Raw genomic sequence first — 19,139 nt, forward strand, 5'->3', positions numbered from 1 at the left:
GGTCCTATAGGTCCCATAAGACATATAAACTCAATACCCCTTCCCCTTTCTGAAAAACGCCACCCCAACCAGCACTACCGATATAACCGATGCGACTTTCGGCAGCAGGTCGGGATTGCGGGTGTAAAAGGTCAGGCGACTCTCAAGCGGAACATCCGCTGTCAAGGTCAGCTCCTGCCACCAGGGTAGTTCCGCTGTAATACGGCCGAACTTGTCAATAAAGACTGTAAGCCCGGTATTGGCGCATCGGGCCATTGCCCGACGATTTTCGATGCAGCGTATCCGGCCGATCGCCAGATGCTGGTATGGGCCGTAAGAGGTCGAATACCAGCCGTCATTGGTGACAAGGGTAAGAAACTGCGCCCCGTTACGGACAAACCCGGTAACAAGCCCGGGAAAAATGGATTCATAACAGATAATATTGGCGGTCAACACCTTACCGTATTGTGCGCTTGGCAACTCCATAACCGTGCTCTCACTCCCTCTGCCCCAACTGCTGATGCCTGCAAGGGAGAAGGTAAAATTTCCCAGCCAGGGAAGATACTCAACATAGGGAACCCTTTCGGCAAACGGCACCAGGCGCATTTTACGGTAGATCTGCGGGGGCCTCTCGCCCGGCACAAGCAGCATTGACGCGTTATAGGTCTCATAGGGTTGCCGGAGAGCCGTGTCAAATTTCCCCGGGTTTTCAGACCTCGGCAAACTGCCTTCAGGATAACGGACAATATCAGAGTACCCGGTCAGAAGTGCAGTGTTCCAGCGACGGAGTGAGCCTCGAAGCGAAAGAAGATCTGCTGCATAGGGGCTGTCGAGAATGTAAAACGGAATAGCTGTTTCCGGCCATATAACCAGCTCGGGTCTGTTTTCACGAACCGCCCGCCCGGTAAGCTGGTAGTATCGCTCCATGATGTCGGAACTGTGTTGAATACCCCATTTTTTGTGGGGATCAATATCCGGCTGTATGAGTGTAACCCTGAGCTTTGGAAGATTACGCTCTGATGGACTCTCCTGATAAAACAGAGCGGTCGAATAGAGGAGCGGCAGGGCAATCATAAACGACATGGCAGACACAGAAAGGATCACCTCCCTGCGGTTTCCGGTCACGGCCAGCAGAACAAGTATATTAAAAGAGAGAAGCCAGAAACTTATCCCCCATACACCGGTCAGATCGGCATACTGAATCATAAAATTGAGGGCGGACTGGGAGTTCCCGAAAGTAAGCCAGCCAAGCGAGAGATCCTGTTGCATATAGAGCCACTCCCATGCTACCCAGAGAAAAGGAAGAGAAATAAGGGCATATCGAAACCCTGCAAGACGTTTCAGTGCATAAAAACCAAGCAGGGGCACTGTCAGAAAAAATGCCTGCGCAATGATGGTAAGCACTCCGCCCGGCAGCGTCGCAAGTGAGACCCACCAGAGGCTGATCGTGCAGAAAAGCAGCATGGATAGATAAACCCGCCGGAAAAACTCCCCGACCGGCTCATCGCGCTGAAAAGAGAGGAGAAGCGGAACGAGAGCAACCCATGCAAGTAGCTCAAGATGAATAAAGGGATAGGAAGGAAAGGATAGTCCGAGAAGGGTTCCGCTCCAGAGGGAGGGGAGGAAACGGGAATGAATCAGCTTTTTCACGGTCAAAGAGAATGAAGTCATCTTGAGTTCAAAGAGTTATCATCTGAATCAAAAAAGAAATAAAAACAGCCGACTGATACGCGAAGCCGAGAGAAGTATACAATATTTAGGTCGAACAGATAATCACGTAAAAGATATTTTGCTTTAATTATTGATTTTTATTCTTTAAATTTATTCTAAGCTGTTATTTAACAGGAATGGACTGCTCAAAATTTTCCTGCAAATATCCAATTTCAACGCCATTAGAAAAAGGAGAAATCACTATGGCTCTTTTCGGCACTAAAGACACCACCACCGCACACTCCGATTACGAGATCGTTCTTGAGGGCGGATCAAGCTCATGGGGCAAAGTAAAATGCCGGGCGAAAGTTAATGTGCCCCCGGCACTCCCCCTGCTGCCGGCTGACTGTAACATTAAAATCAATGTAAAACCTCTTGATCCTGCAAAAGGGTTTGTCAGGTTTTCCGCAGTAATCGAGTCAATTGTTGACAGCACGAAAAACAAACTGGTTGTCGAGGCTGACATTGCCAATGAAACCAAGGAAAGAAGAATCTGTGTAGGAGAAGGTTCCGTTTCCGTAGGCGATTTCTCCCACTCCTTCTCCTTTGAAGGCTCCGTTGTCAACCTCTTCTACTACCGCTCAGACGCAGTCCGCAGAAATGTCCCGAACCCGATCTACATGCAGGGACGTCAGTTCCATGACATTATCATGAAGGTGCCTCTTGACAATCCCGATGTTATCGACACCTGGGAAGGCACACTGAAAGCGTTGCAGTCAAACGGATCGTTCAATGACTGGATTCGCGAGTTCTGGTTTATCGGACCTGCCTTTACCGCACTGAACGAAGGCGGCCAGAGAATTTCAAAAATCGAAGTCAACAGCATCGGCACCCAGAGCGGCGAAAAAGGCCCGGTCGGCGTTACCAGATGGCGCTTCTCTCATGGCGGTTCCGGTATTGTGGACTCCATCGCACGCTGGGCAGAACTCTTCCCTGCTGACAAACTCAACAGACCGGCAACGGTTGAAGCAGGATTCCGTTCCGACTCACAGGGCATCGAAGTCAAGGTTGACGGCGATTTCCCCGGCGTATCGGTAGATGCAGGCGGCGGTCTTCGCAGAATCCTGAACCACCCGCTCATTCCGCTTGTACACCACGGCATGGTTGGCAAGTTCAACGACTTTACCGTCGATACACAGCTTAAAATCGTTCTGCCTAAAGGATACAAAGTGCGTTATGCTGCACCGCAGTTCCGTTCACAGAACCTTGAAGAGTATCGCTGGAGCGGCGGCGCTTATGCCCGCTGGGTTGAGCATGTCTGCAAAGGCGGCACAGGACAGTTTGAAGTCCTCTACGCTCAGTAAGAATTACAGCATCAGTAACAGAAAAACCGGCTCCTTGCCGGTTTTTCTGTTCTATGTTCTTGCGCTGAAAAAAGGGATCCACCTACCCCAGCAACTGAAGAATATCCTCAATCTCCTCCTTGATCTCTTTCATAAGTGAGAGACGACGCTCGTCAACAACCGTATTGCGTTTCTTTTCCTGGCCGATCTGTTTCTGGAGCTTCAGAATCTCCGTGGTCTTGTGATCACCTTCACTATCCTTGAGGACCCCTTTGACGATCTCGCTGGCTTTGCCGAGCCGGTACCCTTTCTCATAGACCAGCTCCTTGATATTAAGCACCATGGCGATATCGCGGTTGGTATAGCGCCGATTGCCTCTGGTATCCCTGGCTGGAGCCAGTTCAGTAAAAAAACTTTCCCAGTACCTGAGCAGGTAGGATGGAATACCGGCGATTTTACTCACCTCACCTATGGAGTAGTAGTTTTTTCTTGAATCGAATGCCATAAAACGGAAGTGACTGATGAAATTTTGATTTCCCTATTCTTATTATACATTACTACCGTCACGATCAAAAACATATGACGGATGAAAAATCTACTCAGCCTTAAACCCTACCTGCTCCGGTATAAAAAAAACCTGCTGGCGGGTTTTTTCTACGTCATCCTGACCAATCTTTTCGCTGTCATCGGTCCGAAATATATCGGCATGGCCATCGACACCATGAACCGGCGCTTCGAGCTCGAGCATGTACTTGGTGATACGGCTCTCTATTTTCTCTTTGCATTGCTGAGCGGGTTTTTTCTCTTTCTTGTACGCCAGAACATTATTGTCATTTCAAGAGAGATTGAGTTTGACCTTAAAAACGATTATTTCAATCATCTGCAGAAACTTCCCCGGAAATTTTACAACACGACCAGTACCGGGGAACTCATCTCAAGAGGCACCAACGACCTGAATGCCGTCCGGGAGTTTCTCGGACCCGGCATCATGTACTCCCTCAACACCTTTTTCCGGCTCTTTTTTGCACTCGTAGCCATGATTGCACTCTCTCCGAAACTGACCTTTTTTGCTCTGCTTCCCGCGCCGCTTCTCAGTTATTCAGTCTACAGAATCGGCAGTTCCATGCAGAAACGCTCGAAAAGCATTCAGGAGAGCTACGGAGCCATTACCAATCTTATCCAGGAGAATCTTTCAGGAATCAGGGTCGTAAAAAGCTATACCCGTGAATCTTTCGAGATAGAGCGGTTTCAAAAGCTCAACAAAGAATACTACAGCAAAAACCTTTCACTTGGAAAACTTCAGGCACTCTTTTTTGCTTTTCTCACCTCACTTACCGCATTCTCTCTGCTCCCGGTTGTATGGGTAGGCGGTTTGAGCGTCATTGAGGGCAGCATGACGGTCGGAGGAATTGCGCAATTCATCGTCTATGTTTCAATGCTGAGCTGGCCTATCATCTCGATCGGATGGGTCACCAGTATTGTCCAGAGAGCTGCATCAGCTCAGGTCCGACTTGACGAAATTTTTAGCATAGAGCCCGAAATCGAAGAAAACAGCAGTGACTTCAACTCCGAAGAGGAGTTCAAAGGGGCGCTCTCATTCCGGAATGTCCGGTTTCACTACCCCGGTCAGGAGAGACATCCGGTTTTGAAAAACATCTCTCTCGACATTGCTGCCGGCTCAAAAGTCGCCATTGTAGGCGCAACCGGCTCGGGCAAGAGTACACTCGTCAATCTGATACCGCGTCTTTACGAGCCTGATGAGGGTACCATCCTGCTTGACGGACGGGATATCCGGACGCTGCCGCTCAAAACCCTGAGAGAACTCATCGGCTTTGTTCCCCAGGTGAACTTCCTCTTTTCCGACACCATTGAAAACAATATCAACTGGGGAAGCCGGGAAAATGATGCGAGTGAGGTCATCGAGGCAAGCCGCATAGCGATGCTCTATGATGATGTTGAGGAGTTTCCCGACGGATTCGAAACCATGCTTGGTGAAAAAGGGATCAACCTTTCAGGGGGGCAGAAACAGCGGGCCTGTATAGCCAGAGCCATTGCCTGGAAACCGCAGCTTCTGGTGCTTGACGATGCCCTCTCCGCTGTTGATACCGATACGGAAGCCCGGCTTTTCGAAGCCCTGCTGGAGCGCCTCCCTGATACCACGATCCTCCTCATCAGCCACCGTATTTCCACCGTCAAAAACTGCGACCGGATCATTGTGCTCAAGGATGGCATGATTGCCGAGAGCGGCACCCATGCAGAGCTTCTCGGAGAGAACCACCTCTACGCCGAACTCTACAACCAGCAGCTTCTCGAAGAGGAGATTCTCTCGATTTCTTAGCACCACTCACTCACTCAGCACCTTCACCTTTGCGGCATTGGCAATCGCCTTTGCTTTCAGGGAATCAACATCGCTGCCCAACTGATCGCAGGCCAGCGTCACTGCCATTCTCCGGTAAGGACGGGTTGCGGGTTTTCCGAAAATCCGGATGTCGCTACCGGGCTCTCTAAGGGCATCCTCAACTCCGGTGTAGTAAGGATTCGAGCCCGCTCTGTCGGCCAGTACAACCGCACTGGCGCCCGCCTTCAACAGGGTGATTTCCGGAATCGGCAGACCGAGGACAGCCCTTGCATGCAGCTCAAACTCCGAAAGGTTTTGCGTGCCGGCAAGCGTCACCATGCCGGTATCGTGCGGACGGGGGGAGAGTTCGGAAAAATAGATCCCCTCATCAGCGAGAAAAAACTCCACTCCCCAGATTCCCGCACCTGTCAGCGAACGGGTAACCTTTTCAGCTATCTCCTGCGCCTCTTTCAGATTGGCATCACTGATCATGCAGGGCTGCCAGCTCTCCTGATAGTCACCCCGCTCCTGACGATGACCGATCGGTGGACAAAAGAGAGTTTTTCCACTTGTTTGTGTCACGGTCAGGAGGGTGATTTCAGTATGGAACTGCACAAAGGCCTCCACAATCACTTCAGCTATATCTCCGCGTTTGCCGCTCTGCGAGTAGCTCCAGGCTTTTTCAATATCTGCTTCGGTTTTGACGGTTGACTGCCCCTTGCCCGACGAGCTCATCAGCGGCTTGACCACACAGGGAATCCCCACCTCCCCCACCGCCGCAAACAGCTCTGCAAGCGAAGCTGCATAACGATAGTTGGCCGTACGAAGCCCAAGCTCTTTTGCGGCCAGATCACGAATAGCTTTCCTGTTCATGGTAAAGTTGGCCGCACGCGCTGAAGGAACAACCTGTATCCCCTCTTTTTCATAGTCGTAAAAGCGCTCGGTTCGGATCGCCTCTATTTCCGGCACGATCAAGTCGGGTTGATGTTTGGCCACAAGAGCATCGAGAACGCTGCCGTCAAGCATGTCGATCACCTCCCGCCCGTCCGCCACCTGCTGCGCCGGAGCATCGTTGTAGCTGTCAACGGCAATCACATGGTGCCCCAGACGCTTGACGGCTATAACAAACTCCTTTCCCAGCTCCCCGCTGCCGAGCAGCATGATTTTTTTCTTCATGATGATCTTAAGAATTTTGATTCCGGAATTTATTGACTGGATATCCACTCACTCAAGCTCGCGCAACTGGCGGTGGAGGTCTTTACGGGAGAGGCCGTACATGTGCACATAGAGCAGGTTGAACATGAGCACGGCTGAGCGGAGCTGAGGGCCACGCATTGCCCGTTTGATGGCGTTCTCTATTGTGAAGACCCGTCTGGTAAGCGCTGTGTAGCTTGGAATGAACTCCTGAAGGGGAATACGCAGGGGTTTGTAGAGCATCTCCTGACCCCATGAAAATCTGAAGGCATCGTGATCATCCCTTGCGTGCAGGAGCCGCCCTTCCCTGGCCAGACGATCAAAAACACCGGTTCCGGGAATCGGCCGCAGAAGGTTGATACCGGGCACATCAATACCGGTCTCCTCAATAAAAGCCTCTATTCTCTCGGGCAGCCCGATGGTATCTCCGTCAAGACCGTAGATAAAGCTGCCGTATACACAGATTCCCGCTTTTCGGATATTTTGAATGCACTCAACCTGACGCATGGCCGGGTTGTGAAATTTTTTATGGGCATGGTTACTGCCATCCTCAATGCTCTCGATGCCGACAAGCAGGGCACCGCACCCTGAACGGGCAAAGGCCTCAAGCAGCTTCGGCTGCTCACCGAGCGCAGTGGTCGCCTGACCAACCCATTTTATCCCGAAAGGAATGAGACCGGTGAAAAGTTCATGGGCATAGGCCTCGTCAGCGTTGACGGTGTCATCAAGAAAGAAAAAGATCCGCTTGTCCTCTTTGAGAAAGAGTTCAACCTCCCTGAGCACGTCACTGACACGACGGTGACGGAGGCGGTGACCATTCATGACATGCACATTGCAGAAGTCACAGCTGTAGGGGCACCCTCTCGTGGTCTGCACCACGTTGGTGGTAAAGTAGCTCCGGATATCAAGCGCGCTTTTGCTTACTGTGCGCTCCGCTGAAAGATCGGGAAAAGTTTCCACGCGGTACTCCGGCTTCAGTGCTCCACGTCGAAGATCCTCCTGCACCTCCCGCCAGATCTCATCAGCCTCTCCAATCACAATTGCATCGGCATGACTACGGCAGTTTTCAGGAAAAATAGTCACGTATGGTCCGCCAAGCACCACCTTGATCCCGATTGAGCGAAGATGACGGGCAAGATCAAAGGCGGGTTTCACCGCGCCGGTCTGAACACTGATGCCTGCCAGATCCCAGTGCTGATCAAGCGGAAGCTTCTCAAAGCGCAGATCACAGATACTCTGGCTGACTCCCTCAACCTGCTGTGAACTGAGAATCATCAGCGAAAGCGGCGGAATGGCGAACTGTGCCCTGCGGATGATATTGCTGAGCGCACGCTCCTTGAGCGAACTTAAAAAACTCTGTTTTACTGTAGCGCTGTCGAGCAATGAGGCTCCGTCAACACCGCTGTCGGCCTGGATAAAAATCAGCAGTACCTTTTTCTCAACTCCACCGCTATCCTTCATCAAAAGCCTCCGCTTGAGCGTGCCAGATCCTGGAGCTTCTGCAGTTCAAGCAGCCCTTCAATCGGAGTGAGCCGGTCAAGATCAAGCATCTCAAGCGCCCTGCGGAGCCGCGAGTCTGACTCTTCAAAAAGACTGATCTGCATGCTTTTCACCGTCGGCGGCCGGTCAAGAGGAATCTCGATATCACGTTTCTCCATTCCGGCAAGTATCTCCCTAGCCCGCACAATAACTTCCTGCGGCATTCCGGCCATTTTTGCCACCTCGATACCGTAGCTGTTGTCGGTGGAGCCCCGAACAATTTTGCGCAGAAAAATCACCCGGTCGGCGGTCTCCACAACCGTTGCATTATAGTTCACAACTCCGGGAATCCGGTTTTCAAGTTCGGCAAGCTCATGGTAGTGGGTCGCAAAGAGCGTTCTGGCGCCGATTGCGTGAGCGATATATTCGCTCATTGACCAGGCAATTGACATGCCGTCAAAGGTGCTGGTACCGCGACCGATCTCATCGAGCAGAAGCAGACTTGTTGATGTGGCATTGTTAAGAATGCTGGCCGCTTCATTCATCTCGACAAGAAAGGTGCTCTCCCCAGAGGCAAGATTGTCCGAAGCGCCGACTCTGGTGAAGATCCGGTCAACAAGACCGATTTCAGCACGTTCGGCAGGCACAAAACTGCCAGCCTGCGCCAGCAGGACGATGAGGCCGGTCTGACGGAGAAAGGAGCTTTTTCCGGCCATGTTGGGACCGGTGATGATGAGCATCTTCTGTTTTTCATCAAACAGACAGTCGTTCTGAACATAGGGTTCATCATCGCTCATAATCCGCTCAAGCACCGGATGGCGTCCATTGATGATCTCAAGATTGCGGTGATCCCTCATTTCCGGTTTGCAGTAACCGTACTGAACGGCAGCAAAGGCAAACGAAAAGAGTGCATCAAGCTCGGCAAGGCCCGAGGCATTGGTCTGAATCAGAGCAGCCTGCCCGGCCACTTCAGCACAAAGGTCGTGAAAGAGACGGGCCTCAAGCGAAAGGCTTTTGTCTTCGGCATTGAGAATTTTCTCCTCATACTCCTTCAGGGCCGGAATAGTGTAGCGTTCGGCGTTGACAAGGGTCTGTTTTTTCTCATAATAGGGTGGCACCTTGTCGCTGTTGGCACGGCTTATTTCGATATAGTAGCCGAATACCTTGTTGAACTGTACCTTGAGCGAGGAGATCGAGGTGTTGTGGCGCTCCTGCTGCTGAATCTCCATAAGGCGGTCCTTGGCCGTCGAAGAGATGGTGCGGAGATCATCAAGCTCCGCGTGAAAGCCGCTCCTGATATACCCCCCGTCCCGCATGGAAGCTCCGGATTCGGGATCTATGGCCTCCTCAATGCGCCGGGCAAGTTCGGGCAGCGGATTGAGTCTGGAAGCAAGGGAACGGAGCCTTGCGCTTGCCGCATCCTGAAGCAGCTCCTGAAGTGAGGGAAGAATGGCAAGCGAAATGCCAAGTTGTCGAACCTCTCTCGGCATGGTGCGGAAGGTGGCAATCCGCGCAAGTGAACGCTCCAGATCATTGATGGCTGAAAGCTTTTCACCAAGCCCTTCCCGCATCTCCCTGCACCCGGTCAACTCCTCAACCGCATCGAGCCGGAGCTGGATATCCTCAATTTTTCTCAGCGGTCGCTGCAGCCACCGGCGGATGAGTCGCGCTCCCATGGGGTTGCAGGTATGGTCCATCACCTGGAGCAGACTGCCGTTGAGGGTTCCGTCCTGCATTGAAGAGATGATCTCAAGATTACGCTTTGTCTGCAAGTCGAGCGTCATATGATCATCACCATGCAGCTCGCTGATCCGGGTGATATAGTGCAGGCGGTTCTGCCGGGTCTCTTCGAGATATTGGAGAATAACTCCTGCAGCAACTCGGCCTGCACGGTTCCCCTCAATACCGAACCCTTTAAGGGAGTGGGTTTTGAAGTGGCGTGAAAGCACCTCACCGGTCTGCTCCTCACCGAACATCCAGGCATCAAGCTCGGTAATGAGCAGCTCCTGTGAACAGGATTGTTTCAGCTGCTCAAACCGGACGCGCTCTGAGGCTGATATGAGAATTTCGGATGGATGGAGTGAAAGCAGAAACTCCCTGACACCCTCAGGCTCCATGGAGGCGATGCTGAACTCAGCGGTGGTAACATCAATAAAGGCAACTCCGGCGATAGTCGAACGGCCCTCCCTGAGAAAGGCCACGGCACAGAGATAGTTGTTGTGCCGGTCATCAAGTATCTTGTCGCTGAAGGTTATGCCGGGAGTGACAATATCGGTGATTTCCCGGCGGACAATCCCCTTTGCCTCTGCCGGATCTTCAACCTGGTCACAGACTGCAACCTTGAACCCTTTCTTGACCAGTTTGGCAATATAGCCCTCGCTGGCATGGTGGGGAAAACCGGCCATCGGCACTTCAGCCGACGAGCCATTGGAGCGCTTTGTCAGCACAATATTGAGCGCACCGGAAACCAGACGGGCATCCTCAAAAAAGGTTTCGTAAAAGTCACCTACACGGAAAAGCAGCAGAAATTCAGGGTACCGCTCCTTGACCTCCAGATACTGGCGCATCATGGGAGAGTGCTCTTTCTTTGTACCCTTTTCTTTGCTCATGGAGAGATTCATCAACGATTGAATAGAGAGGCACCCTGTTACCGGGGAAATATGGCGCGATCGAAAAGAAGAAGCTACTTCAGCGCATCTAAATATACAAACTACAACAACCTCTTTCAGAAAAGGGAAATACTCTCCCGTTCAGCGCTTGAGCCACCTGCCGGGGAGCTCATCCTGACTCCTGAAAACGGGTGCTCTGCCGGAGAAAGCAAGGCCTTCAGACCGTGTCGCAGGATATATGGATTTTAGCGCTGCTCATGTTTGAATATGAGGGAATTAATACTATATTTCAGTCCTTTATCACTAAAATACGAGCAAGATGCAGGCGTTGATCAAGATTTCCGATAAACAATTTCTGGTAAAACAGGGCGACAAGCTCTTTGTGCCCAAACAACAAGCCGCAATTGGCGATACCATGGAAATCAAAACCATGGCTGAGATTGACGGTATCAATACTAATCTGAATCCTGCAGGCAGCATTCAGGCCAAGGTTCTTGATCATGTCAAGGATGACAAGGTTATTGTTTTCAAGAAAAAACGCAGAAAACGCTACCAGTCAAGAAACGGTCACCGTCAGCAGATGACCCAGATTGAAGTTATTTCTATCTAAGAAAACAGTTCAAGATTTTTAACGTTAATTTCTTTTTCCCATGGCACATAAAAAGGGTGGCGGTTCAACCAAAAACGGACGCGACAGTAATCCTAAATATCTCGGCGTAAAAGCCGCCGGCGGTTCAACGGTCAGTGCTGGCACAATCATTGTCCGCCAGAGAGGAACTGTTATCAATGCAGGCTCAAATGCCGGATTAGGCAGGGATCATACCATATTTGCACTTGTTGACGGCGTTGTCACCTTCCGCAACGGAAGGAACAACAAAAAACAGGTCAACATCATCCCCTGCTGATTTTGCTTGCTGCAAAATAAGCTTATATTTAAAAGCCGTCTTTCTCTTCAAGGCGGCTTTTTTTATGCTCAACCTGATTGCTTGATCTCCGGGGCATAAACATCATTCAGCATCTCTTCCTTTACACCTTTAAATCATTGATTCTTTATGAAAATCACCGTTATCGGAGCCGGAAATGTCGGGGCTACAGCGGCACTTCGCATTGCAGAAAAACAACTCGCAAAAGAAGTAGTACTGATTGACATCGTGGAAGGTATCCCGCAGGGCAAAGCTCTTGACATGTATGAGTCAGGCGCCGTAGCACTTTTCGACACCTGCGTTATCGGATCAAATGACTATAAAGACTCAGCCGATTCTGATATTATTCTTATTACTGCCGGCCTTGCAAGAAAGCCGGGAATGACTCGCGAAGATCTTCTGAATAAAAATGCCGCGATCATCCGTGACGTGACCATCCAGGTGATGAAATACTCCAGGAACCCGATCATCATCATGGTATCAAACCCACTTGATGTCATGACCTATGTTGCCAGAAAAACCAGCGGACTTCCCAAAGAGCGTGTTATCGGTATGGCCGGCGTGCTTGATGCCGCGCGGTTCAGAAGCTTTATTGCAGAAGCGTTGAATGTTTCGATGCAGGATATCAATGCCTTTGTGCTTGGCGGTCACGGCGACTCCATGGTTCCTGTTGTAAAATATACCAATGTCGCAGGTATCCCTCTGACCGAACTGCTTCCCCAGGATAAAATTGACGCGATTGTTGAACGCACACGAAACGGCGGCATCGAAATTGTAAATCTGCTGAAAACCGGTTCAGCTTTCTATGCTCCGGCAGCTTCTGCCGTGGAGATGATTGAGGCTATTGTCAAGGATCGCAAACGGATTCTTCCCTGTACCACAGCGCTTGAAGGCCAGTACGGCATTGACAATGTATACTGCGGTGTACCGGTCAAACTCGGCAAAAACGGCGTTGAGCAGATTCTTGAGATCAACCTCTCCCCGAGCGAACTGGAAGCTCTCCAGAAATCCGCAGCCGAGGTCAAGGAGAACTGTAACAGCCTTGCCGCTCTCCTCGCCTGAAGAGCACCTTCGGGAAATGCTATATTCTGATGAACAAAAAAAGCGGCTCCGGGCCGCTTTTTTTGCCGAGTACAAAGGCTACAGCTAAACCGGCAACGCCGGCTCTTCATGGGTAATGCAGTGAATTGCTCCCAGTCCCCATACCAGATCAAAACAATCAATCCCGACAACCTGCCTGCCGGGAAAACAGTTCTGCAGCAGCTCAATGGCTAAGGTGTCACGTGAACAGCGATAGGTTGGCACAAGCACCACACTGTTGGCGATATAAAAATTTGCATAGCTGGCCGGGAGGCGCTCCCCGTCAAAAAAGACCGGAGAGGGCATGGGAAGTTTCACGACCTGAAGAGGGTTTCCCTCAATATCCGTAAAACTCTGCAGCAACCGGTAGTTCTCCTGAAGCGGTTCGAAATTCAGGTCAGCCGGGTCATCCTCTACGGCGATCACCACGGTATTTTCATTGACAAACCGTGCCATGTCGTCAACATGTCCATCGGTATCATCTCCGGCAATTCCATCGCCAAGCCAGAGTACTTTTTGTATGCCGAGATAGTTGCCGAGCTCCCGCTCGATATCGGCTCGGCTCATCAACGGATTCCGGTTTGGATTCAACAGACACGCTTCGGTAGTCAGAAGCAGACCCTTGCCATTGACATCAATAGATCCCCCCTCCAGCACAATACCGGTTGAAACCAGCGGAATCTGCTGACGGGATGCAATCCGTTCAGGCACCGCATTGTCATCATCATAGGGTTCATATTTCCCCCCCCAGGCATTGTACTCCCAGTCGAGAATAACTTTCTCGGTACGAAATCCGCTCTCGCGGAAGACGTAGTTCGGACCGTGATCCCTGCACCATGCATCATTGGTCGGAATCCTGTGCAGAAAAACACGATCCAGACGAAGCTGCTCATGGCGTGAGTTCCGAAGCAGTTCAAGCACCTCCCGCTCCATTGCTTCATCAAGCACATTGATATGCACCTCCTCGGAAGAGCTCAGCCATGAAGCAATCTCAACAAAGACCGCCGGTACCGGTTCAAACTTTCCCGGCCATGACTCAAGCCGGTGAGGCCAGGAGAGCCAGGTCGCTTTATGAAAAGCCCACTCGGGAGGCATATAATACGTCGTATCAGCCATAAGGTAGAATCAGTTCAGGGAGGTTGACTGAAGAGCATCAGCATGCGCTCTGATACGCCTGATACGCTCGACAACGGGAGGATGTGAATAGTTCAGAAATACATAGAAGGGGTGCGGGGTAAGATTTGAAAGATTGCTTCGGGAGAGATTTCTGAGTGCATCACCGAGAGTCACACCTTTCTCAAACGTCGAAACCGCATAAAAATCAGCCTCATACTCATGTTTTCTTGAAAGCACCTGTAAAAAAACAGAGAGAATCAGCTCCACCGGAGTGTACAGCAGCATAAAAAAAATCAGACTTCCGTACACAGAGAGATGGGTCATGAAAAACGCATCAAAAAGCTGGCGGTTATTCATAAAAAGCGAGAGTAGAAAAAAAAGCGCGCCAAGATTGACGATGCTCAGCACCATGCTGATGATAATATGTTTTTTCTTGAAATGTCCTATTTCGTGGGCAAGCACGGCAACCAGTTCATCAACCGGATGGCCTGAAATAAGGGTATCGAAAAGGGCTATTCTCTTTCGTTTACCGAAACCGGTAAAAAAAGCATTTGCTTTGGCTGACCGGCGGGAGCCGTCAATCACATAAATTCCGGCAAGGGGAAAACTCACTGTTTCTGCATAGTGCATGATGGCACGCTTCAATTCACCCTCTTCAAGCGGAACAAACTTGTTAAAAAGTGGCATGATCCAGGTTGGTGCCACATACTGGAGCAGGAGGGAGAGCGTTGTCACGCCGCACCAGGCCCAGAGCCAGGCAAGAGGGCCTGTAGACTCAAAAAACCAGAGCACAGCATAGAGCAGAGGCGTCCCGAGAAGAAGGGCAAGCAGAAGGGTTTTAAGACGATCAGCCGCAAAAACTGAAGGAGTGGTCTTGTTAAAGCCGAATTTCTCCTCAATCACAAATGTTCTGTAGATACTGAATGGCAGATCAATCAGTGACTGCACAAGAAGCATTGTACCGATATAGAGCACTCCGGTAACAACCGCATCATATCCGAAACCCCGCAGAAGGTTGTCAAGCAGATTGAATCCCCGGCTGAACCAGAAAAAAAGGAGAAGGGCAAGATCAAAGGCCGCGCTGCATAAAGAGAGCGTCGTTGTGGCTCGAAGATACTCCCTTGATTTCCGGCTGGCCTCCTCATCAAACAGAGCGGTAAATTCCTGGGGAACCGGTGCTTCCGATGCTTTTAGATTGAGCAGTTCGGAAACAAGTTTAAGCAGAAAAGTCGTGAGCAGCGCAAAAAAAACAACCGTAGCGAAGATGTTCATCATGTCAGGTAATTGAGAAAAAAAGGTTCATGCAGGTCAATCCGCTCACTCATCAAGGTACCGGCTCTGAAGTTCTCCATAGGTTTCAATTCTGCGGTCACGCAGAAAAGGCCAGTGCGAACGGTAAAATCCTATCCTGCTGCGGTCACACTCGGCAAAGAGAATGGTTTCATCCTGATGAGCCGCTTCCTCAATGATCTGCCCGAAGGGATCAGAGACAAAACTGTTCCCCCAGAACTCCAGATCACCTTCAGTTCCGACCCGGTTTGCCGCTGCAACAAAAACTCCATTGGAGACGGCATGACTCAACTGCATGGTTTTCCATGCCGCCTGCTGCGAACGGCGCACCGCTTCCGACTCTTCATCCACCGCCCATCCAATGGCTGTAGGATAAAAAATAATCTCCGCACCCTTGAGAGCCGTAAGCCTTGCCGCTTCAGGGTACCATTGATCCCAGCAGATCAGAACACCGATTGTAGCATATCGGGTTTTAAAGACCTTGTAGCCCAGATCGCCCGGAGTAAAATAAAACTTCTCGTAAAATCCGGGATCATCAGGAATATGCATCTTTCGGTACTTGCCGAGATAACTTCCATCAGCATCAATAACCGCTGCGGTGTTGTGATAGAGTCCCCGGGCTCTCTTCTCAAAGAGTGAGGCAACAAGAACAACCTCAAGTTCACGGGCAAGCTCCTGCAGAACCAGTGTTGAAGGGCCGGGAATCGATTCAGCAAAGCCAAACGGTTCATAAGCCTCTGTCTGGCAGAAATAGCGCGTTGTGAAGAGCTCCTGCAAACAGATTATCCGCGCGCCCTTTGCCGCAGCCTCCCTTATTTGCAGGCATGCATTCGCAAGATTTGCAGAGGGATCACTATCTGCGCGGGCCTGGACAAGTGCTATGGTTACGGTTTCGGAATGCATGACTGAAAGCGGTGTTAGTATTGAATGAGAATACCAAGGGAAAGCAGAATCCCGAAGAGCGTCATCAGCTTTCCGGTACCTGCCAGTACATGGTTCAACTCCCTCCCCTCACTACTGTAGAGCTCCCTCTTCATGCGGAAGGCCAGCGGCAGTGAGAGCCATGAGAGGAGACCAAACAGAGAGTACCCTTCCAGATAGAGAAACAGAGGAACAAGATAGGCTACAACGGTTAGCGCCACATAGAGACGACGTGCGTAAACGGCACCTATACGGGCAGGAAGCGTCATTTTGCCAACCTTGCGGTCAGTACCAATATCGCGGATATTGTTGACCAGAAGAATATTGACAGAAAACACTCCCGGAGCTACTGCGGCAAGCAGTACCGGCATGGCAAGCTCATGCGACTGGACATAGTAGGTACCGCCAACCGCTACAAGGCCAAAAAAAACAAAGACAAAGAGGTCGCCGAGACCTGAATAGGCTATCGGATAAGGGCCTCCGGTATAGCCCCAGGCAAACAGCAGAGAGAATAAACCGATCACCAGTATCGGCCATCCGGCTGTATAAACCAGGAAAAGACCAAGCAAAAATACAACAAGAACAAGAGAGAGAGAGACCCGTATCATGGTTTTCTCGCTGATAAGCCCTGCGGCCACAGTCCTTGTCGGCCCAAGTCGTTCAGCGGTATCGGCTCCCTTGCGAAAGTCATAGATCTCATTGATAAAATTGGTCGCCACCTGAATACCGAGAGCACAGATGAGGGCAACAAGAGCCGGAAGGAGTTGAAACCGGCCGTCAGCAGCCGCAAGTGCGGAGCCCAGCAGAACCGGCACCGCACCGGCCGGAAGTGTTTTCGGACGGATGGCCAGCATCCATGCTTCATCCATTTTCAGGGGCATTCTTCTTTTCCTTTGCGGCTTTCACACTGCTGAAGGTGTGGCGGATCTTCTCGCCCGGTTTTATATAGGTAAGACTGTGACGCACTGCCATGGCCGCATCACTCAACCCGGTCTGAATAATTTTCAGCTTGCCGGGATAATAGGCAATATCACCGGCGGCATAGAGTCCGTCAATGGATGTCTTCATATGACTGTCAACAACCAGCGCATTATCCATAAGCTCAAGATCCCATTCGGCAAGCGGCCCGAGATTGGACTTGAAGCCAATCAGAAGAAGCAGGCAGTCAGCTTCAAGGATATGGGTTTTCCCGCCCTTTGTCCGGACATGAACCGCAGTAAGCCGGTCGTTCGCACAATCAACAGCAGTAACCTCGGTGTTCAGATAGACATCAACCCGTCCCTCTTCCCTTGCCTCAAGCACCTCCCTTGCCGTCTTCCCGTGACCCTGAAAATCAGGCATCCGATGCACCAGTGTGACGGAGTGCGCAGTGTTCAGGAGGCCGACCGTCCAGTCAAGAGCAGAATCACCACCCCCGACAATCACAACCCTTTTACCGGCAAAGTCACTGACATTTTTGACCGCATAAAAGATCGATGAACCCTCAAGATGATCGATATTATGCAACTGGGGCAGCTTGCGTGGAGAGAAAGCACCGAGACCTGCCGCAATCAAAAGAGCCCTTGACAAAAAGACCCTGCCTGATCCAACCGTCACTTCGAATGTTCCATCGGCAAGTTTCCTGTAACGGGTAACCGTCTCGCCAAGAATGACTTCCGGATGATAGCGTTCGGTCTGCTTCCACAAGCTCTCGACAAGTCCGGCTGCAGGAACTTCCTGAAACCCGGCTACATCATAGATATGTTTTTCGGGATAGAGGGCGGCAAGCTGACCTCCAAGGAGCGGCATGCTTTCAATAATACGACAGCTTATATTGTTCATTCCACACTGGAATGCGGCAAAAATGCCTGTAGGTCCCCCGCCAACAATGGTCAGGTCGCGGATCTCTTCACCACCGTCAAAATAAAGTTTATTTAAGGGCATGAGTTGGATACCGGATTACTGGATATTTTCCTGACTGTGCGCTCTTTCAGGTCCCGATTTTTTAAGGTAGATCATCCCCTGGGGGTCAACCATGCCGTAAAGAACCGCAATCAGCTGCTCCTCATGATCAAGCTCATGGATCTCCACATGAACGGCATCCCGCTTTCGCACCTTGTCGCCTTCATTATTTTTAAATAAAAACAGAGCCTTTACTCCTCCGTGAGGAGTCCGGCCTTCAAAGAGATAGTTGCCATCTTCAAGTTCATCAAGTGCACAGCCTGAAGATGCCGAATCGATAGGACATGATGCACACTGAGAGTAAAACCCCTCCTCTGACTGAGCGTATTCACAAACAGGAAATTTCATTACTTCTCCATCTTTTTTTGCTTCCGGGTTGAGTGACCGGAAATATAATCATTAAAATATTGTTGAAGAGTTCAATCTTTATAGTTTTCTTGTGTCACAGTTTCAACAACAGCACTCAGCAAGCGAACCATGTTAGCCAAGCGGATTATACCCTGTCTCGACGTTCGGGACGGCAGGGTTGTCAAAGGAATAAATTTTGAAGGATTGAGAGATGCCGGTTCCATCCTTGAACAGGCCCGGTTCTATAATAATGAACTGGCTGACGAGCTTGTGTTTCTTGATATTTCAGCATCACTCGAATCACGCAGAACAACACTTGAAGAGGTACTGAAAGTTTCCGGTGAAATCTTTATTCCGCTCACGGTAGGCGGCGGCATCAACTCCGTTGAACGCGCCAAGGAGGTTTTTCTTCACGGAGCGGACAAGGTCTCGGTAAACACTGCCGCAGTCAACGATCCGGAACTGATCACGCGGATCGCCGAGAAATACGGCTCACAGGCCGTTGTTGTTGCTATTGATATCAAAAAAATAGGCACTGAGTACATCGTCCATACCCATTCCGGTAAAAATCCGGTTGGTCTGGAAGCGCTTGAATGGGCACAAAAAGTCCAGGATCTCGGCGCCGGTGAGATTCTGCTTACCAGCATGGACCGTGATGGCACCAAAGAGGGTTATGATAATGAGATACTCGCACGGGTCTCTACCTCGGTGCATATACCGGTCATTGCATCCGGTGGTGCGGGATGCCTTGAACATCTTTATGACGGATTTACCAAAGGCCATGCCGATGCGGCACTTGCAGCCTCTATCTTCCACTTCCGCCAGCACTCAATCCGTGAAGCAAAGAAGTACCTCCATGAAAGGGGTATTCCTGTCCGGCTCTGACCGGGAAGCTGAACAGCTTGCAGAACAACCTCGAGGATCAACC

Annotated in this window: 18 protein-coding genes; 7 read left to right on the top strand and 11 right to left on the bottom strand. The window is 50.7% G+C overall.

All coding sequences use genetic code 11. From position 1 onward, the window contains the following. Positions 1-30 precede the first annotated feature (30 nt). Complete coding sequence (gene lnt / locus G9409_RS00145) at positions 31-1,650, bottom strand: apolipoprotein N-acyltransferase (protein WP_166806883.1); 1,620 nt, start codon at positions 1,648-1,650, stop codon at positions 31-33. A 242-nt stretch (positions 1,651-1,892) separates the two neighbouring features. On the opposite strand from lnt, the gene G9409_RS00150 reads away from it, so the two are divergent. After that, entirely contained in the window at positions 1,893-2,993 is a 1,101-nt protein-coding gene (locus G9409_RS00150; protein ID WP_006366194.1) for a bacteriochlorophyll a protein, read from the top strand. Between the two features lie 82 nt (positions 2,994-3,075). Here the strand turns inward: G9409_RS00150 and G9409_RS00155 are convergent, their stop codons facing one another. After that, positions 3,076-3,477, bottom strand: a complete 402-nt coding sequence (locus tag G9409_RS00155) for a MerR family transcriptional regulator (protein WP_006366195.1) — start codon at positions 3,475-3,477, stop codon at positions 3,076-3,078. A gap of 81 nt (positions 3,478-3,558) precedes the next feature. Here G9409_RS00155 and G9409_RS00160 point away from each other — a divergent pair, with 81 nt between their 5' ends. After that, on the top strand, positions 3,559-5,310 hold the full coding sequence (locus G9409_RS00160) for an ABC transporter ATP-binding protein (protein WP_166806884.1): 1,752 nt from the start codon (positions 3,559-3,561) through the stop codon (positions 5,308-5,310). 6 nt (positions 5,311-5,316) lie between these two features. On the opposite strand, the gene purT is transcribed toward G9409_RS00160, so the two are convergent. Genes purT through mutS form a run of 3 tightly spaced genes read right to left on the bottom strand, consistent with a single transcriptional unit; the run spans position 5,317 to position 10,592 of the window. After that, positions 5,317-6,486 (bottom strand): formate-dependent phosphoribosylglycinamide formyltransferase, encoded by a 1,170-nt coding sequence (gene purT / locus G9409_RS00165; protein ID WP_166806885.1) that lies wholly within the window; start codon positions 6,484-6,486, stop codon positions 5,317-5,319. A gap of 48 nt (positions 6,487-6,534) precedes the next feature. Further along, complete coding sequence (locus G9409_RS00170) at positions 6,535-7,965, bottom strand: B12-binding domain-containing radical SAM protein (RefSeq protein ID WP_166806886.1); 1,431 nt, start codon at positions 7,963-7,965, stop codon at positions 6,535-6,537. Continuing rightward, positions 7,965-10,592: a DNA mismatch repair protein MutS gene (gene mutS / locus G9409_RS00175; RefSeq protein WP_166806887.1), complete on the bottom strand. Its 2,628-nt coding sequence runs from the start codon at positions 10,590-10,592 to the stop codon at positions 7,965-7,967. Before mutS ends, G9409_RS00170 begins: the two co-directional genes overlap by 1 nt. Positions 10,593-10,643: 51 nt before the next feature. Here mutS and G9409_RS00180 point away from each other — a divergent pair, with 51 nt between their 5' ends. From G9409_RS00180 to mdh, 4 genes are all read left to right on the top strand, one after another. After that, on the top strand, positions 10,644-10,841 hold the full coding sequence (locus G9409_RS00180; RefSeq protein WP_166806888.1) for a hypothetical protein: 198 nt from the start codon (positions 10,644-10,646) through the stop codon (positions 10,839-10,841). A 70-nt stretch (positions 10,842-10,911) separates the two neighbouring features. Further along, a complete protein-coding gene (gene rplU / locus G9409_RS00185) occupies positions 10,912-11,202 on the top strand; it encodes a 50S ribosomal protein L21 (protein WP_006366201.1) in 291 nt (96 codons plus the stop codon). A gap of 40 nt (positions 11,203-11,242) precedes the next feature. After that, positions 11,243-11,497, top strand: a complete 255-nt coding sequence (gene rpmA / locus G9409_RS00190; RefSeq protein WP_006366202.1) for a 50S ribosomal protein L27 — start codon at positions 11,243-11,245, stop codon at positions 11,495-11,497. Between the two features lie 147 nt (positions 11,498-11,644). After that, a complete protein-coding gene (gene mdh / locus G9409_RS00195; protein ID WP_006366203.1) occupies positions 11,645-12,577 on the top strand; it encodes a malate dehydrogenase in 933 nt (310 codons plus the stop codon). An 84-nt stretch (positions 12,578-12,661) separates the two neighbouring features. Here mdh and G9409_RS00200 read toward each other — a convergent pair whose 3' ends face one another. From G9409_RS00200 to G9409_RS00225, 6 genes are read right to left on the bottom strand one after another with little or no spacing between them, the layout of a single operon-like run. Beyond that, complete coding sequence (locus G9409_RS00200; protein WP_166806889.1) at positions 12,662-13,711, bottom strand: agmatine deiminase family protein; 1,050 nt, start codon at positions 13,709-13,711, stop codon at positions 12,662-12,664. 9 nt (positions 13,712-13,720) lie between these two features. Beyond that, a complete protein-coding gene (locus G9409_RS00205) occupies positions 13,721-14,983 on the bottom strand; it encodes a M48 family metallopeptidase (RefSeq protein ID WP_166807423.1) in 1,263 nt (420 codons plus the stop codon). 45 nt (positions 14,984-15,028) lie between these two features. Beyond that, positions 15,029-15,904 (bottom strand): carbon-nitrogen hydrolase, encoded by an 876-nt coding sequence (locus tag G9409_RS00210; RefSeq protein ID WP_166806890.1) that lies wholly within the window; start codon positions 15,902-15,904, stop codon positions 15,029-15,031. 14 nt (positions 15,905-15,918) lie between these two features. Continuing rightward, on the bottom strand, positions 15,919-16,803 hold the full coding sequence (locus G9409_RS00215) for a 1,4-dihydroxy-2-naphthoate polyprenyltransferase (protein WP_235923198.1): 885 nt from the start codon (positions 16,801-16,803) through the stop codon (positions 15,919-15,921). Continuing rightward, positions 16,784-17,845, bottom strand: a complete 1,062-nt coding sequence (locus G9409_RS00220; protein WP_166806891.1) for an NAD(P)/FAD-dependent oxidoreductase — start codon at positions 17,843-17,845, stop codon at positions 16,784-16,786. Before G9409_RS00220 ends, G9409_RS00215 begins: the two co-directional genes overlap by 20 nt. 15 nt (positions 17,846-17,860) lie before the next feature. After that, positions 17,861-18,211, bottom strand: a complete 351-nt coding sequence (locus G9409_RS00225) for a hypothetical protein (RefSeq protein ID WP_166806892.1) — start codon at positions 18,209-18,211, stop codon at positions 17,861-17,863. A gap of 129 nt (positions 18,212-18,340) precedes the next feature. On the opposite strand from G9409_RS00225, the gene hisF reads away from it, so the two are divergent. Further along, positions 18,341-19,096 carry an imidazole glycerol phosphate synthase subunit HisF gene (hisF, locus tag G9409_RS00230; RefSeq protein WP_166806893.1) on the top strand — a complete coding sequence of 252 codons (756 nt, stop codon included), beginning with the start codon at positions 18,341-18,343 and terminating at the stop codon, positions 19,094-19,096. Positions 19,097-19,139 lie beyond the last annotated feature (43 nt).

Source organism: Candidatus Chlorobium masyuteum, assembly GCF_011601315.1.
In the GTDB taxonomy this organism is placed as follows: domain Bacteria; phylum Bacteroidota; class Chlorobiia; order Chlorobiales; family Chlorobiaceae; genus Chlorobium; species Chlorobium masyuteum.